The sequence below is a fragment of the Acidianus brierleyi genome (assembly GCF_003201835.2).
GTDB lineage: Archaea > Thermoproteota > Thermoprotei_A > Sulfolobales > Sulfolobaceae > Aramenus > Aramenus brierleyi.
This window is the reverse complement of record NZ_CP029289.2, coordinates 1212440-1229976: the sequence shown is the minus strand read 5'-3', so window position 1 is coordinate 1229976 and position 17537 is coordinate 1212440. Positions and strand designations below refer to the sequence as shown.

Here is a 17537-nt window from a genome sequence, read left to right as displayed (position 1 = left end):
TTACTATAAAAGCGCTTTTAAGCAATGGGGCATATCATAACTAGGGCCTTATATTGACAATTATTCTTAAAGAAGAAGAGGTTAATGAAATACTTAATTATCATCAAGCATATAATTACTTAAAAGAGGCTTTTATAGCTCTGGATAATAAAACGGCTGTAAATTATAAGAGAGTGAGAACTTCACTTGGAGGTGCGACATTAAGCTATCAATCAGGTGGAATTAATGGATATTTAGGTTTTAAGAGTTTTATTAGAGGGAACTTTATTTCTCTCCTTTTTTCTAACACCGGAGAACTCTTGCTTATAGCAGAATCAGATAGAATGTCTCAAATAAGGACAGCTTCTCTAGCAGTTCTAGCATCAGACTATCTTAAAGGGGAATACTCTAGTGTAGGGATAATCGGTTTAGGTAAACAAGGTTTGGCTCAAGTCGAGGCATTTTATAATTTGAAATCTATAGATATAAATGTTTATTCAAGAACCGCTGCAAGGATTAATCAAAGTATAGAAATTCTAAAAAATAAAGGAATTAACGTTAAAGTTATGCCATCATATAAGGAATTATGTTCTAATTCTGATGTTATAGTAACCATAACTTCGTCTAAAGATCCTTTCTTAAAACTTGATTATATCAAAAAAGGTTCGCATATAAATCTTATGGGTTCTAATCTAGCCGAAAGAGTAGAAGCTTTTCCAGAAGTTATAAAAGCAGCATCTATTATAGCTGTAGAGGATATAGAGCAAGCTAACGAAGAAGCTGGAGATCTTATATTGGCAGATAAGATGAAAATGTTAGATAAAAGCAAGTTAGTATTATTTTCAAATATAATAACAAGAAAAATACAAAGATATAATAAAGACGATATAACTATTTTTAAGTCAGTAGGAATAGGCCTTGAGGACGTTTCTATGTTAAAGTTTATTTTTGAAGAAGCCAAGAAAAGAGGTTTAGGTAAAGAGATGGAGTTGAGAGGAGTTTGGTCTCAAGGATTGGTAAAGAAATAGAAATTTCCCCGGTAGAACTTGCGTCTAGAATGGCTAAAAAGGCTAAAATTAATTTAGCTAGTGGAAGTCCAGATCCAAAGCTTATTCCAGTTAAGGATATACAAGAATCTTATATTGAAGTTATTGAAAGTTATAGGGATAAGGCCTTTTCATATCCTGGAGCAGGAGGGCAAGAAGATTTAATCAGAGAAATTGAAAATTACCTTCCATTTCTTGGATTAAGAAAAGGCAATAACGAAATAATGGTAACTTCTGGTGCTCAGCATGCTATGGAACTTTTAGGGAAATATTTTCTAGAAAATGATGTAATAGCAGTAGAAAATCCTACTTTTATAGAGACTTTTAATGCTTTAAAATTAAGATCGTCTGTAAATATACCTATAAATTTGGATCAAAATGGGTTACAAATAGATCAGCTTAAAGATATTCTAAAAATAATTAGTATAAAATTATTATACGTAATACCTAATTGCCATAACCCAGCTGGTGTAGTATTAAGCGAAGATAGAAGAAAAGAACTGGTAGAACTTGCAGAAAAATATAATTTCTACATAATAGAAGACGATCCTTATAGACCAATAGCAGGTAAAGTTCCTCCTCCTATAAAATATTTTGATAAATATGGCAGGGTTGTTTACGTTAGTAGTTTTAGTAAAATACTTGCTCCTGGGCTAAGGGTAGGATTTATTTTGGCTAATAAGGAGATTGCAGAAAAAATAGCTTTAATTGAACAGTTAGATTTCTCAACATCTACTATAAATCAATACGTAATTTCCAATTTACTTAAGAAAGGAGTTATAACTTCTAGAATGGAATATATTCATGATTATTATATGAAGAAATTAAATATTTTGAAAGACTCATTAATAGATGAAGGATTTAATGATTTTACAAGATCAGAATGCGGATTTTTCCAACTAATAGATTTAAAGAAGGATAGTTGGAAAGTATTTGAAGAAGCGCTAAAGTTAGGCCTTAGCTTTGTGCCTGCTTCTCCTTTCTTTTTAAAAGGAGGGGAAACTATGGCCAGACTTAGTATCTCAGTTGCTACAGAAGATGAAATAAAAACAGGTGTAAAATTACTAAAGAAAGCTATTTCTACACAATAAAAATTTCTTTTTCTAAGGAGTTCATAACTCTTACTTTATCCTTCATTACAACCATATCTTCTATTCTTATTCCAAACTTTCCTGGTAAGTAAATCCCTGGTTCTATAGTAAATGTCATGTTATTTACTATCTTCTCGCTATAATCTTGTGAGATATAAGGCTCCTCATGGACATCAATTCCTATCCCATGTCCAGTTCTATGTATAAAGTATTTGCCAAATGATTTGGCTGTTATTACATTTCTAGCCAGCGAGTCTATTTCTTTTCCAGTCATTTCTTTTAATGCATCTTCTGCAGACGCCTGTGCATCTTTTACTATATTATAGACATGTAATACTTCAGCTGTTGGTTTTCCGATACTTATTACTCTTGTAGTGTCAGTGGAATATCCATGGTATTTTACACCGAAATCAGCAATAACTACATCTCCGTTTTTTACTTTTCTGTCAGTACATCTTAAATGAGGCATAGACGTATTACTGCCAGATGTTAATATCGGCTCAAAAGAAACATTATCTGCACCTATATCATAGAAAATATCTTTTAATTCTTTAGCTAATTCGCACTCAGTTTTACCTTCTTTTATTTTATCTAAAAATTCTAGGAAAGATTTTTCAGCAATATCTAAACCTTTTTTCATTCTTTCTATCTCTTCCTCTTCTTTTATTGCTCTTAATTTAGAAATTAATTTAGATGCAGGAAGAATATTTGATGGTGAAACTTTGTTTATTATGTTTATTAAGAAAACGGACCAAAGCTGATCATCTATAGACAATGATGAACCTTTAGGTATCTTTATTTTAGTATAGGGATCCTCTCCATCATCGTAAGTTTTAATCTCGATATCAGTTTTCGATAACTGCTCTTCATATATTTTAGGTGCCACGAAGTAGCTTTCGTTTCTACCAACTATTAATAATAGTGGCCTTTCCATCTGTTCATCCGAAAATTGTGTAAAATAAAACATATTACTAGTGGGCCCTATTATAGTGTAGTCTATGTTCTTTTCCTCCATAGCCTTTATCAGTTTTTTAATTCTCATATAATGATATCTAGTTAGAAGAAAAAATAGCTATGCGTAAATTATCAGTTGAGATTGCTATCTATTCATTTATATTAATACTGTATATCGTGAATATTTGTATAAAATATATTAAGTAAAATTAACATGTATAATAGCATTTTAAGGCTAAGTTATAGGCAGCGTTAAAGTCTCTATCAGCTTTGTATCCACACGATGGACATACGAATATAGATCCCATTATTTCTCCTCTTTTATATCCACAATGTGAACATATTCTTGATGTATTATATGGGTCTAATCTTTTGAATTTTATTCCTTTATTATAAAATTCATGTTCTAACATTTCTTGAATTACTCTTAAGCCTTTACCTACTTTAGCGTCGTAAAGTCTTAGGTCTTCTATTGCAACTATTTTAGGGTCTAGACTTTCAATGAATCTTATTGTCTGATGAACTAAGCCTTTAACTTTTTCTTTGATTTCTGTCAAATGTACTACTCCTTGCTCTTCTCCTAGATACCTTATAAAAGGCTGTATTATTTCCTTGTCGCCAAAATATCTTACCTTACATATTTTTCCATTAGAGTTCACCGAAGCTACAGTAAATAAGTGTCTAATACCTACATCTATTCCTATTATCGGTCTTTCATTTTCATAGGCTAAATATATCTTAATACCTTTACTAAAATCGATTATTGCGTATTTTGGTAATCCTTCCCTTTCAGACTCTACCAATGCATTAACAAAATCTATTTTTAGAATTTTATTATTGCAAGATACTTTTAGAGGGCCTAATCTATACGTATTTGGTATAAAATTCAGTTTTTTTAAGGATGGTGGAGGTGTATCTAAACTACCACCATTTCTTCTTAAAGCCTCTGAATATTCTTTGTAGAAAAATATATCATTATAAATTGATTTTAGCTTACCGTAATCTATAATTTTAGCTTGAACTAGTTCTTCTTTCATAATATATATTATAGAAAAAGTTACTTAAGAGTTTGAAGTATGTTCTCTACGACTTTTTGTGGATATTTCTCCAAATATTTTACTACTTCCAATATATTATCTAAATTAGAAAATCTACCTAGTTCTTTCTCTTCACTATTATGTATTTCGTATAATATGGCTTCCTTTACAGAATTTATAGGTATATAACTATATTCTATTTTATATCCGTTTTCTGGCTTGTATGAGACTTCAAACCCTAGCTTATCTAGGTATATAGAAGATTTTGTTGCTACTGCTAAACTTTCCATATTATACTTTAATAACTTTCTTAAGTATAAGTTTACTTTCCTAAAATTCATACACTTACTCTAAAGTTATTATATCTCCATATATTAACTCTTCTATATCATTATCAAAATAAAATTTTAGAGTAGATGAAAATACATAATCCTTGAATCTATATAGTTTATAATATTCTTCTATCTCTTTTAATCTTTCCTTATTGTAATAGTAACCTACATATATTTTAGGTCCTTCTGCTTCGTTGAATGTTAATAATACGGAGTTTAAGCTCGTTGAAAAAGGCTTTAGTCTATTAAATACAATGTTATATGCGTCTAATGGAGAGTAACCATTTTCTATTTCCTTAGAAATTTCCAATAAAATAAGAAAACTATCAGTATACGGTAATAAAGGATTTTGAAACGCTTTTCTAGATACTGATCCATTATGAGCAAAATATAATTCATAATTTTTAACTTTAAGATGATATGGATGAGAATGTGTAACTCCATGAAGAAATTTTTTTCCTGCTTTTCTGGCGTGAACTAAACCTATTATTTTTTCTCCATTTAGTAGACCTGATATACTTTCGTAAAATGTGTCTTTATAAATTGGATCTTTACTCTTATAGAAGAGATTTTTCCAAGAATTATTATATATGTACGTTGAAATTCCCCAGCCATCAGAGTGCGACAATGTGGAAGATAGAAAATCTTTTTCAGCTACATTCGAAAATATCTTTAAAATTTTAATATCCACATTTTCCCTAGTATTAAATGCCAGTAACCTACACATTTATTCTCATTCCGTCATAAGCTATTTTAGCTCTATTATTCACTTCTTGGAATATATCCTTTTCTTTTTGTGAGGGTATATGAGTTAATATTAACTTATCATTTGGGAAAATGGATAATGCGTCTTTTACAGAAGTATGTCCATAAATTTCACAACCTGCCACACATGTAGCCTCATGAATAATCAGTTCCGCGTCTTTACTTTCGCTTACTATTTCATTACAAGGCTCTGCAGTATCTCCAGAGTAAATTATTTTATTATTGATAATATACGCAACGGCATATATCTTATGGCATGCTTTAACAGATCTAACTTCAATATTACCTATTTTAGCACTGGGTAATTTAGATTCTATAACTTCTGCGTCTATTTCATTACCTTCTGTCTTAAACTGATTTAGTATGTTTCCAAAACCAGGTGGAGAATATATTTTTATTGGATTCATGCCATGTATTTTTCTTTGTACTAGATAATCGAAAATTCCGTTTATATGATCTATGTGAAGATGAGAAATAAAAATAGCATCGATATTTAGTTTCCCGATATCTTCAAGCTTAAAATTAGCTCCAGTTCCTAAATCTAGTAATACACTATTTCCAGAATCTTCAATCAAAATTGAAGATTTCATTCTCTTACTTCCTAAAGTAGATCCTGCACCAGTTCCAAGAAAAGTTATTTCCATACTTTTTTCACCTTACTCTATATAGTTTACATATCGTCTCTATCATCAGCATCTGGTATGTCACAGAGTCCTATACATTTATATTCCTTTTTTCTTTTTTCATTCAGCCTAAAATTTTTCTTCTTCGACAAAACTTTTCACCTCTTCCCATCTTGGTCCTAAAGCACCAATTTGTGTAACTGAAAATGAAGCTATCTTAGTTGCTAAGCTAACTGCATCTTCTAGATCTTTATTTTTTTCTAAGTAATAAGCTAATGCTGAATTAAATACATCACCAGCACCAGTAGCGTCTATTACAGGTACCTTGGGTGCAGAAATAAGTACTTTTTTTCCTTTAGTAGCTATTAGTGCTCCTCTTTCGCCTAGCGTAACTATTACTGCTTTTTTAACCTTTTTTAGTAAGAGATCTAATCCATATTCTAGATCGTCGGAATTAGTTAGTTGTTTAAATTCTATTTCGTTTGGAGTTAATATATCTACATAATCTAAAATAGAAAAATCTGTTAATATAGCTGGAGCAGGATTTAATATTTTTGTACCATCGAAATTCATTAATGCTCTCTTGACTACGTTTTCCTTTATTTCCATTTGTGTTAACAATATATCTCCACTTAAATCGTCTAAATCGTCTTCTTCAAGAAGATAATTTGCACCTCTATTTACGATTATCATGCTCTCTCCTTCATCATTCAGAAAAATATAGGCATTTCCTGTTCTTTCATTCTTTATCTTCACTTTATCTATATTTATATTCTCAGATTTCCAGAATTTTATAGCATCTATGCCATAGGTATCATTTCCTATTGCAGAAACTAAACTCACGTTAGCACCCAGGCGCGATGCTGAAACTGCTTGATTGGATCCTTTTCCTCCATGGCTTATTATATATTTTTCACAGAAAACAGTCTCTCCAGGCTGAGGAAATCTTTTAACTTTTAATATAAAATCTACATTATAACTGCCTACAACCTCAATCATTAGTTATCATCTCAATTTTTTTAATTAAATCATTTAAATCGTCTGCAACTAGAATTATTTTGCCATTTCTTATTATAGTATCAGAATTAATACCACTTTCAGAAATTTTTATTAAACCCTTTTCAGAAGCAGATAAAATTCTATTAGACATGGAAAATGAAATACCTATTTTTTTATTTGTTTCCTTTAAGATTGATGTAACTAAATTATCGTAATAATTAATAACAATAGGACCGTCAACTTTTATCCAGTTTATATATCTTATTATTCCTCCTGCTAAAGTGGCAATATCTCCATAAGCTGTTCCAACACCTATATTTAATTTTTCTTCTTGATCTAATAATTTTTTAACTATATCTTTATGAGTTTCTAGATATTCGACAAGTTTTTCGGCAATTTCTCTTGAAATTTCTCTTTCTATTATAGATTCTGGATAAGCAAAAGGATCTACTGGTCCATGTCCGTTTCCCAGATCTAATGAATATTTTATTGAATAACTTACAAATTGCTTAGCATTAATCACTGCATCTTTCAAACTATATCCCTTTGCTAAATACGCTGTTATAGCTGCAGAAAAGACATCTCCACTTCCGTGCGTATTTTTGGTATTTACATTTTCGTATGTTAATTCTAACTCTTCTCCATCTATTATAGCGTAATCCATTCCTCCTAATTTTGAGCCTCCTTTTATTACAACGTTTGTAGAAAAGGAATTATAGAAATTTTTAGCAGCTATCTTTAGGTCTTCTGCTGATTTTATTTCTCCTCCAAGAATTTTCTCAGCTTCAAATTTATTCGGTGTGGCTATAATGGAATTTTTTATTAGATCCTTTATAGAGGGAATGACATCCTCTTTTACAAGGAGATCCCCAGATTTAGCTATCATTACAGGGTCTAGAACAAGATCTAATTTGTATTCTAATATCTTCTTTTTTACTATATTAATAATTTCTTTTGAAGCTAACATACCTGTTTTGGCGTATTTAGGTTTAAGGTCATTTATCACAGAATCAAACTGAGCTTCAACGAATTCTGGAGATACTTCATAAATCTTGGAAACGCCAATGGTGTTTTGTGCCGTTAGTCCAGTTACTATGGTTGCACCGAAGACACCTAACGAAGTAAAAGTTTTAAGATCTGCTTGAAGTCCGGCACCACCACCAGAATCACTTCCAGCTATTGTTATAGCTACTGGTCTGGTTCTCATATCGGTCTATTAATATAAGAAATAAAAATATTTTATCTGCTTTAAAGGTTAGAAAGTAATCATTTCTTTTTATTCGGGCAAATTATTGAAAATATACAGTATTGGCACTCCCATGGAAATCTAGGCGATGGAGATTTTTGTATATTTTGTTGAACTAAGTTTATTACTGTAGCATCATCCATAGGTTGATTAATTTCGAATTCTGTAAAGCGATCTGGAGTAATATAAAATAATATTCCTTTTTTTGCTTCAAATAACCATAAATATAATTGTAACTGCATTATATGATGTTTATGCGGTATACCATTATCGCTTCTTGCGCTCTTAATTTCTACAATTATTTTTTCCTTTTCATTCTCTAGTATAATATCGCTTCTTCCCTTTATTTTAAAGGGTTTTTCTAAATTGATTATTTTCTCTCCTTCTATTTCAGTTCTTGTAGTATAGTTTTCTATTTGAATAAGCGATTCAAGACCCTTATGGATCAGATCACCTAACATGGTTGCCGGCGTATATACCTCACTTAATGCCAATTCCTTGTATTTTGTTTCAAATTCTGTTTTTAACGGGCACCTAACTAAATCTGTTACATAAAATGTATCTTGTTCCCTTATGTGAGATAAGTAATCCTCCATCTTCTTCTTAGCTAGAAACTCAACTATCATGTATTTTCACCGTTATGCCTCCGGACCTATCAGTTTTTATCCATATCTTAGGATATTTTATGAATTCCATAAATACTGCAATCAGATTCAGAATTATTACAAAGTTCATATATATTAGTGAAAGAAAAGGGAATATGAATTCTATCATATGTCTTCGTGAAATCATTATAGCCAACAATAAAGAAATAAATGAAGCTGCAGAAACCAATGTAGCTGCTATAAAATATATTTGAGATGGATAAACTAGAACTAAAGAGTAATTTACTAAGCTTAGTACCATAAATATCGGGCTAGCTACTATCATTAAACCATCAATAATTCTTAGATCAAATTTTATCTTGTTAACTTTTAGTGATACTTCAAAATGACCCCTATACCACCTTAGTCTTTGCTTTATTAAAGAGCGTAAACTTATGGGAACTTCTCTCCAGGCAACAGTTGATGGCGAATATATTATTTTATATCCTCTTGATATTATCTTAAGGCTAAGATCTAGGTCCTCAGTTAAAGATTCTTCATTCCAACCTCCTATTTCATTGAGTACGGATTTCCTTATGAAGGTACATGTTCCTTCTAATGGAACAAAAAAGCCTAATCTTGCTCTCCCAGAAATTGAATACTCGTAAAATAATTCTTCTAATGATGCAAATCTAGCTGTAGCGCTTTCTCTAACATTTATAGGTATCAGTCTACCCTGAACAGCTGCTATGTTAGGATCTGAAAACTTTGAAGATACATAAGCTAATGTATCTAATTTTGGAACAGTATCAGCGTCAAAAATTCCAATTATTTCTCCCTTAGCATTTTTTAATGCATAATTCAAAGCTCTACTTTTTCCATTTACTACATTAGTAGAATTCAAATGAATAACAGTTAGATTATCATACATTTTTTCATAGTTTTTGCATACATATAATGTATTATCTGTAGATCCATCTTCTACTACTATTATATTAAATTTAGATCTATCATATTCTTGGTTTTCAAGTCTGTCTAGAAGTCTACCTATAACGTTTTCTTCATTTTTAGCAGGCACTATTATAGAAAACGTATATCCAGAAGGGCTTTTAGATTCGTTTGGATTCCACTTTAATCCTAGAAAAGCTAAGAAGGAATTATAAACGCTCCAAATAGAAACTATTCCACTTACAATAATTAAGATATAATATATCATTGGTTGATATTATTTAATCTTTCAATATATTTTTTATCTTTATGCATTGATTAGCATTATACTTTAAAACTTACTTTTTCTATATCATTGAAGGACTAGAATAACGCCTTAACTTTTATATTAAGCTATTGGAATAAGATGCACATCTTAGGACAAAATATTCGAGAAGCATATAGTTAGTGAACTACCTGCCCTAACCGGTAGACCCGAAATCATTTTACAAATATGAATTCAACACTAAATCTCATATTTTTTTCTTCATAAGGAACATATTTTATTATACTCATAAACATGAGCATTAAGAATAATGTAATTAAATAATTGATACAAATAAAGCAGATTTCATTATTCATGTCTTTATCATTTTCTAATATTATAATAATATTCCTCAGTTTACTTTCAGAAAATAAAAGATCTAATATAATTCTTAAAAATTTCTAAAAAATATTGTAAAGTCAATTATCTAATTTCATTAAATTCACATGAATCACTAATAATGAATAAAAATTATTTTTACTAATCAGATTTTGGGTCTACCGCATGGTGGGGTCTTCCGCCCCTTTGAACCACTGATCATGATAAATCTATTTTTTCCATTTTGTTTTTGGCATTATTGAATCTTTATATCTTTCTAGTCTGCTTTTATAAGGAATTAAATCTTCTAGAATTATTTTAACTTCGTCTTTTAAATTCTTCTTCGGTTTGAATCCTAAACTGGGTAGAATTTTTATTTCTGGATTGTAATAGTGTTCTTCTGCCTCTATTCTTGGATTATCCACGTGTTTTATCTCTGTAGACATGCCTAGACTTTCTGCTGCATTTTTCACTACTTCAGCTATTTTATTTACACTATATATTTCTGCAAATTGATGAACTAACCTATATTCTCCTGTTTTAGGAGGATTTTCTATTAACGTTCTAAGGGCTTCCATGCTATCTTCCAATGAGATAAATCCTCTAGTTTGGCCTCCTTTTCCGTAAGGCGTTAATGGCAGTCCTAACACCGCTTCTACACAGAATCTATTTACTACCGTTCCCCAAGTTTCGTCAAAATCAAATCTAGTACGTAATCCTTCTTCTGTTATCTCGGTAGTTCTAGTTCCATAAACTGGACCTTGCATTATATCTGTAACAGTAAGACCGAAAATTTGATTAAAATATAACAAGAGGTCTGTATCAAAGATTTTGGACCAGTGATATATTGAACCTCCCCATCTAGGAAATATTATTTTATCCTTCTTGTTATTTATATTTGCCTCCACAAATGGGCTTTCTGGTATATCTAGACTAGGCGTACCGTATTCCCCCATTGTGCCCATCTTCAAAATATGAATGGAAGGATCTATCTCATTTACTGCGTAAATTAACTTTAACGTTGTTCCTAAATTATTATCAAGAGTATACTGTGCATGATTATAATCCTTCATTGAGTATGGTGCAGATCTCTGTTCAGCAAAGTGTACTATAACATCTGGCTTATGTTTCCTTATTGTTTCTTTAAGAAATTCCATATCATTAGCATCTTTTACGTAAAAATCAATGTTTATTCCAAGAATCTTCTTGGCTTCTTTAACTCTATCAGAAGGTGAAGGTAGTGGAAATGCTGAATCAGACCCTACTTCTTCTGAAAATTTCCTAGTAGATAAGTTATCTATACCTATAACTTCATGTCCCTTAGAACCCATTTTAAGTGCTAGTGGCCATCCTAAATATCCATCTATACCCAAAATAAGTATCTTCATCACTCATTTTTATTATAATATATTAAAAACCTTTTTGTAATATATCATATGATAGTTGTTGGTGTAGACGCAGGTGGAACATCCACTGGAGCGTTAGCATATACATGCGAAGGAAAATTTATAGGATATCATATAAGTGGCCCTGGCAATTACCATAATATAGGTATAGATAGAGCTGTAGAAAACATAAAAGAAGCAATAATGTCAGCTACTCACAATAAAATTCCTGATGTAGCCTGCATAGGTCTAGCAGGACTTGATTCTAAATATGATTATGAAGTTTTATCGAGAGCATTAAACGGCATGGCGAAAAAGACTGTATTAGAACACGACTCTTTCATAGCATTATATGCGGAAACACGTGGTAAGCCAGGTATTATAACGATAGCAGGTACTGGGAGTGTAGTAGTAGCATATGATGGGAAAAAACGAATTAGATATGGGGGAGAAGGTTGGTTATTATCTGATGAAGGATCAGCATATTGGATAGGAAGGAAGGCTTTAAGAACATTGGTAAAAATGCTTGAAGGCAGAATTGAAAGAACTAGAATGGCAGAATTAATTATGGATGATATCAAAATATGGGATCTGGATGATTTAATAAGGTGGGCTTATCATGAAGGACATAAGATCGATGAGATTGCAAGCCTAGCGAAAACTATAGATAAGGCTGCGATAGAAGGAGATAAAATAGCTAAGAGCATTTTATACTCTGCTGCTAAAGACCTAGCCTCTACCACGCTTTACGCTGCAAAAAAAATTGAGATGGATAAAGCATATTTAGCAGGGGGAATGTTTACGTCTAAAATATATACTGAATATTTTATAGAAGTATTAAAGGAGGAAAAAGTAGAAGGTATAACAGCTAAAAAAAGTCCTGAAATGGGGGCTTTACTCATTGCGCTTAAAGAAGCTGGGTGCACTACTGAACCGGAAGAGCCACCCCTTCACTTCTAGGATCGGCTACTGCTATATAGCTATTGTTTTTTCTTTTTAGAGCATGAACTACTCCAACTTGTGTCGAGTAATACCCTACTTGAGTTAATGGAACTTCTAATCTTTTTTCGGCTATTGTTTTGTTACCTAGATACATAAATCTCGGCGCATCTACTGATTCATCTATCTCCATTCCGTAATCTGCATAATATTCGAACACTTCAGAATGTATTTGTGGTCTTAAATCTCCTCCTGCACAACCTATTATTAATTCTTCCTTATCTTTTTCTGCATATAGGATTGAAAGAGTATGCAATGGTCTTTTACGGCCTTCAGGTTTATTAACCCCACTTGAAAATCCGTATCCTCTATTGCTGAATACTATTCCATGCGAAACTATTCCAGATCCAAAAGGGTGAAATAAACTTTGTATAAAGCCAATATGATTCTCCCCATCGCCTACTACAAAGAAAGTAGTATCTCCATCGTTAACATTAAATGATTTCCCAATGTTTTTAACTCTTTCTGTTAGATACTTTTCATCTAATATAAATCCTGGAATATTATAAAATCTAGGATCAGCGACGTATTTATCTCTATCTTCATAGGCTAAAATTGACATATTTACATGTTCATTTATTCTTTTTATATCATTGTACGCTAATTTGTTTATTTTGGATATTTCTATCATTTTTAGAAGTTCTAATGTTGTTATTCCTTGTGTGTTTGGAGGTAATTCGTAAAGATTGAAATCTTTATAAGTAGTTTTTAATGGATTTACCTTTTCTCCATGAAAATCATAAAAATCTTCATAAACTAGAGGACTTCCCTCATTATTTAAATCCTTTACTAGGTCTTCTGCAATTTTTTCGTAAAAAACTCTAGGTTCTTTGGAAACTTGCTTCAAAATTTTTCCTAGTTCTAGATTTTTAACTTTATCTGAGAATTTTTTATTTCCGAATATTTTATTCCATTCCGAATTCCCACTACTCACTTTAATTGCATTATGTAGACTTCTGCCAACATTGAATCCATTTATTGCTAGTTTTATAGCAGGTGACAGTAGCTCTTCATAGTCTTTACTTGTATAGCTTTGTAAAAAATCCCATAAGTCGACTAAGCCTGGTACTGTAATGGAAAAAGGACTTTTTTCATCTATTTTTTCAACTTTTAGATTCTTTGGAGCCCAGCCGGAGGCATTGTATGCTAAAAATCCTTCTGGAGTTTTAGCTAGAAGAAATGCATCTCCTCCTAAACCGCTTGTATGTGGCATAACTACAGATAAAACACCGCTAATAGCTACAGCAGCATCGAAAGCGTTTCCGCCATTTTCTAGAACCTTAGCTCCTATGTAACTTGCTATATAGTTTTGTGTGGAAACTATTTTCTCGCCAGATGCAGAGATCATGAGTGTTTTTAATATATCAGTATTAAATAGATATGCATTGGACATTCCAGAAAATATTAGAAATAATCTTAAAGAAGGAGAGTGTGTAATATGGTGTGATAACTTAGTTTTGTGCATGACTGAAGACGTTCCAAAAATTTCTAATCCTCCAATAGATATAGAAGTAGATAGGGAAGGTAGAGATGTTATATTAAGAAATATAATAAAAGACGATCCTAACAATCCTTTATATTTAGAATACGCAATAGATAAAAATTTTGTTGACTATATAAGCAAGAGTAATATAATCAGAATTATTTTTGTAAATGATAAATTTTCTCAAGAAAAGACAATCTTAATTCATTTAGATAAGGAAGATTTATCTGTAATTAGAAGAGAAGTAGGTTTAGGAAGTTTTTGAGTAGAATCTATTAACTAATACTGTGAAAATAGCTGGTGAATGAGGAAGAGTTCCTAAAAACGCTAAAGTCTTCAGTTAAAGATTCTATAGATAGATTTTATAGAAACTTAGTATATATAGAGAAAAAAGATTACTTAAATGACCTAATTAATGTATTAAAAGCTTACTTAGAAATAAACTCAAATCCTAAAGTAGCTTATGCATTTCATCCATGGGTAACAGAATCGAAAGAAAGAATGTTAAAAATAAGAGAAATTTTTAGTAATTTTGATGATATAGATTACTCGAGCTCTGATAAATATTTAGGAAATACTTACGATATTGTTATTCTAGATCTTGTAGATAATTTTCAACCTAATTATATTGGTAGACTTGTAGACCTAGTAAGAGGTGGAGGCTTAATAGTATTATATACAAATAATCTTGTTGAAAATAAATTATTTAAAAATACTATAGTAAGGAATGGAATGGTAAGTTCACTATATGAAGAAAGATTTAAGAACAAAATAGCTGAGCACGAAGGGACTTTTATTATTAATGAACAAGGTTATTTTGCAAGAACTTTTTCTGGAAATTTAGGAAAAAGAACTAGTGCTGTAATACCCAAAAATCCTTACATGCCTATAGAGTTACATAGACTATCTCTTAGTGAAGATCAGAACAACGTAATAGAAAGTTTTGAATTTCTATTGCGTGGTGGTAAGCGAATTTTAGCATTAACTGCTTCAAGAGGAAGAGGGAAAAGCGCAGTAACTGGGTTATCCTTAGCTGGAATAATTTATAAAAATCTTGAAGATAATTTTAAATCAAGAATAGCCGTTACTGCACCTTCAATATCTTCATGTTCTCAAATAATGGAATTTTTAAAGAAAGGTTTAGACGCTTTAGGCATAAAAAATAAGGTTATAAAGTCAGATAATGGGTTTATTAGGGCTATAGATGGAAATGATTTTAGAGTATATTACGAATCTCCAGAAGCTACATTAACAGATCAAGGGAATATATTGGTTGTAGATGAAGCAGCAGCTTTAGGTATTAATTATATAGATATAGCGACTAAGGTTTGGCGTAAGGTTGTATTAGTTACTACTGTATACGGATATGAAGGATCAGGTAAAGTATTTCTAAAATATTTAAGAAACATGCTAGTTTCGAGAAAGCTTAGCGTGAGATGGTTGACTATGGAAAAACCTCTTAGATATGCTGAAGGAGATCCAATAGAGAATTGGCTATATAACGCATTAATGCTTAACGCAGAAGTTTCAAGGCCTTTAAATGATATAAATGTAACATATTTTGAAACTCTGAATAAGGAAAAATTAATCAATTCTGATAGCATACTTTCTCAAGTATATGGCATTTTAGTTACAGCCCATTATAGAAATAATCCAGACGATCTAATGATAATGTTGGATGGTGTCCATCATCATCTAAAATCGATATATTATGACGATTCCTATATTGCAGTAGCCCAAGTTTCAGAAGAAGGTGAATTATCTGATCCTATGATAGAATATGCATTAAAAGGAGGTACTTTTGATGGGGATCTAATACCCGATAGAATGTTAAAACATGTAAGAATTAAGGAATTTGGTAAAATGAAAGGTTGGAGAATTGTAAGAATAGCTGTTATACCAGAACTTCAAGATAAGGGAATAGGTAGTAAAATGCTTCTAATGTTGTCTAAAGAAGCCGAAGAAGAAAGAGTAGATTGGATAGGATCTTCATTTATGGGAGATCCTAAAGTTCTTAATTTCTGGATAAAAAACGGTTTTTATCCTATACACGTTTCTCCAAAACGTAACGAGAAATTCGGTGACTTTCCAGTAGTAGTAATTAAGCCCTTTTCAGAAGAAGCTAAGAAAATAGTTAATATATCATCGTATATTTTCAAAGAAAAGCTTCTTAATACTCTTCATGATGTGTATTATGATATGAACCCTAACCTCGCATCCATATTGTTAAAGGGTTCAAGATCTCATAAAGACGTTAAATTAACAAAGATTCATTTAGCGAAAATTTCTGCCTTTTTGCAAGGTACTAGTCCATATGAATCTTCTGCTGACGCTATACATTTATTAGTGCTGAAATATTTCTGGGACTCGAAAAGAAATTGGAATCTAGAAAATGAGGAAGAGCAAGTACTAATAGGAAAGATTCTACAGGGTAAACCTTGGGGGTATTTATCATCTACTCTTGGGATAAACAGAACTCATATGAATGAGATTATTTATGAGAGTATTTACGATTTGAGTAAAAAATATTATAACTTAGATGCAGATTCTACTCTAGGAGTTAGTTTAGAAGATTTAAGTGATGAGTTCCGGTAAATGATTTAATGATTGCATGCACCTCGACTGACTTCAAATTGCTATACCTAAGCTGTTAATTATTATTGCAGTTACAACTAATAACGAAAATAATTGATGTAAACCTACTGAAATACCGGGTTTAGCAGAGTTTCTATTTATTGTGTCATAAACAAATAAACCTACACCTATTTCTATTGCAGTGAATACTAGTGTTAGCCAGTAATGTAATATTGCTACTGCTATAATGAATATTGCCGCTAGTATAGAGTGTAATACCCAAGATATTTGAATTGCGTTCTTTGGTCTAGTAACATTTCCAATTTCAAATTTCATTTTTCTCATACCAGTGACTACACCTCCCATGAAGATCACAAAATACAAGAAATGAGGAGGTACAACTGCGTCTATCATAAAACTTAGAATATTTACGTGATATCCCAGACCTTCTAAGAATAGAAGCAAATATACGGCATAAGTAGTATATGCAGCAATATCATGTAAACCTTGAAAATATGATGGGAGTTTTCCTGCAAGTACGTAAAGTGTAGCCATTCCTAAAAGTGCAGTAGCTACTACTGCCGAAAATCCTATTGCAGTGATTAACGACGGATATATAATCACATACCCTAATGCTATGAGACCAACTATAGTAGCGCTTATCCTATGTATAGCTTCTGGATCTTTCTTGCTAGCTAGTTCCATGATATTTCTTGTGTAAGGCCAATTAGTACCTAAGGATAATCCATACCCATACCCTTCTACTATTCCTCCTAGAACTATGGTTAAACCAGCTAATAATGCTGCAACTATACTTATTTGATATATCATGGTATTTTAGTAGTATTTACAATGATATTTACAATGATA

17 protein-coding genes are annotated in these 17537 nt (G+C 31.4%); 5 read left to right on the top strand and 12 right to left on the bottom strand.

Going from position 1 to position 17537, the window contains the following annotated elements; translation table 11 throughout:
- Positions 1-53 precede the first annotated feature (53 nt).
- Together DFR85_RS22240 and DFR85_RS22235 are read left to right on the top strand one after the other, a co-directional pair.
- Positions 54-1007, top strand: a complete 954-nt coding sequence (locus DFR85_RS22240; protein ID WP_110270159.1) for an ornithine cyclodeaminase family protein — start codon at positions 54-56, stop codon at positions 1005-1007.
- Complete coding sequence (locus DFR85_RS22235; protein ID WP_110270158.1) at positions 980-2116, top strand: aminotransferase-like domain-containing protein; 1137 nt, start codon at positions 980-982, stop codon at positions 2114-2116. The genes DFR85_RS22240 and DFR85_RS22235 overlap by 28 nt, the downstream gene beginning before the upstream one ends.
- Here DFR85_RS22235 and DFR85_RS22230 read toward each other — a convergent pair.
- The 10 genes from DFR85_RS22230 to agl3 form a co-directional block, all read right to left on the bottom strand.
- Entirely contained in the window at positions 2106-3158 is a 1053-nt protein-coding gene (locus DFR85_RS22230) for a M24 family metallopeptidase (RefSeq protein ID WP_110270157.1), read from the bottom strand. The genes DFR85_RS22235 and DFR85_RS22230 overlap by 11 nt on opposite strands.
- Positions 3159-3279: 121 nt before the next feature.
- The gene (locus tag DFR85_RS22225) at positions 3280-4107 is read right to left on the bottom strand and encodes a zinc ribbon domain-containing protein (RefSeq protein WP_110270156.1); all 828 of its coding nucleotides are present in this window, start codon (positions 4105-4107) and stop codon (positions 3280-3282) included.
- Between the two features lie 20 nt (positions 4108-4127).
- Positions 4128-4397, bottom strand: coding sequence for a hypothetical protein (locus DFR85_RS22220; protein ID WP_162582704.1), 270 nt, complete (start codon positions 4395-4397; stop codon positions 4128-4130).
- Between the two features lie 55 nt (positions 4398-4452).
- Complete coding sequence (locus DFR85_RS22215; RefSeq protein ID WP_110270154.1) at positions 4453-5166, bottom strand: class II glutamine amidotransferase; 714 nt, start codon at positions 5164-5166, stop codon at positions 4453-4455.
- Positions 5159-5848 (bottom strand): MBL fold metallo-hydrolase, encoded by a 690-nt coding sequence (locus DFR85_RS22210; protein WP_110270153.1) that lies wholly within the window; start codon positions 5846-5848, stop codon positions 5159-5161. Before DFR85_RS22210 ends, DFR85_RS22215 begins: the two co-directional genes overlap by 8 nt.
- Before the next feature lie 108 nt (positions 5849-5956).
- Positions 5957-6826: a ribokinase gene (locus DFR85_RS22205; protein WP_110270152.1), complete on the bottom strand. Its 870-nt coding sequence runs from the start codon at positions 6824-6826 to the stop codon at positions 5957-5959.
- Positions 6819-8033: a bifunctional hydroxymethylpyrimidine kinase/phosphomethylpyrimidine kinase gene (thiD, locus tag DFR85_RS22200; RefSeq protein WP_110270151.1), complete on the bottom strand. Its 1215-nt coding sequence runs from the start codon at positions 8031-8033 to the stop codon at positions 6819-6821. The genes DFR85_RS22205 and thiD overlap by 8 nt, the downstream gene beginning before the upstream one ends.
- Before the next feature lie 59 nt (positions 8034-8092).
- Entirely contained in the window at positions 8093-8698 is a 606-nt protein-coding gene (gene cas4 / locus DFR85_RS22195) for a CRISPR-associated protein Cas4 (RefSeq protein ID WP_110270150.1), read from the bottom strand.
- Positions 8688-9872 carry a glycosyltransferase family 2 protein gene (locus tag DFR85_RS22190; protein ID WP_110270149.1) on the bottom strand — a complete coding sequence of 395 codons (1185 nt, stop codon included), beginning with the start codon at positions 9870-9872 and terminating at the stop codon, positions 8688-8690. Before DFR85_RS22190 ends, cas4 begins: the two co-directional genes overlap by 11 nt.
- 584 nt (positions 9873-10456) lie before the next feature.
- Complete coding sequence (agl3, locus tag DFR85_RS22185) at positions 10457-11614, bottom strand: UDP-sulfoquinovose synthase (protein ID WP_110270148.1); 1158 nt, start codon at positions 11612-11614, stop codon at positions 10457-10459.
- Between the two features lie 48 nt (positions 11615-11662).
- On the opposite strand from agl3, the gene DFR85_RS22180 reads away from it, so the two are divergent.
- Positions 11663-12571: a BadF/BadG/BcrA/BcrD ATPase family protein gene (locus tag DFR85_RS22180; protein WP_110270147.1), complete on the top strand. Its 909-nt coding sequence runs from the start codon at positions 11663-11665 to the stop codon at positions 12569-12571.
- Here DFR85_RS22180 and DFR85_RS22175 read toward each other — a convergent pair.
- Positions 12537-13958: a gamma-glutamyltransferase family protein gene (locus tag DFR85_RS22175; RefSeq protein WP_168367144.1), complete on the bottom strand. Its 1422-nt coding sequence runs from the start codon at positions 13956-13958 to the stop codon at positions 12537-12539. The two genes, DFR85_RS22180 and DFR85_RS22175, sit on opposite strands and share 35 nt — an antisense overlap.
- Between DFR85_RS22175 and DFR85_RS22170 the strand changes: the two genes are divergently transcribed.
- Positions 13957-14358 carry a hypothetical protein gene (locus tag DFR85_RS22170; protein WP_246253037.1) on the top strand — a complete coding sequence of 134 codons (402 nt, stop codon included), beginning with the start codon at positions 13957-13959 and terminating at the stop codon, positions 14356-14358. The genes DFR85_RS22175 and DFR85_RS22170 overlap by 2 nt on opposite strands.
- Positions 14359-14390: 32 nt before the next feature.
- Positions 14391-16688: a tRNA(Met) cytidine acetyltransferase TmcA gene (locus tag DFR85_RS22165; protein WP_110270145.1), complete on the top strand. Its 2298-nt coding sequence runs from the start codon at positions 14391-14393 to the stop codon at positions 16686-16688.
- A 33-nt stretch (positions 16689-16721) separates the two neighbouring features.
- On the opposite strand, the gene DFR85_RS22160 is transcribed toward DFR85_RS22165, so the two are convergent.
- Positions 16722-17498 (bottom strand): cytochrome C oxidase assembly protein, encoded by a 777-nt coding sequence (locus DFR85_RS22160; RefSeq protein ID WP_110270144.1) that lies wholly within the window; start codon positions 17496-17498, stop codon positions 16722-16724.
- Between the last annotated feature and the right edge of the window lie 39 nt (positions 17499-17537).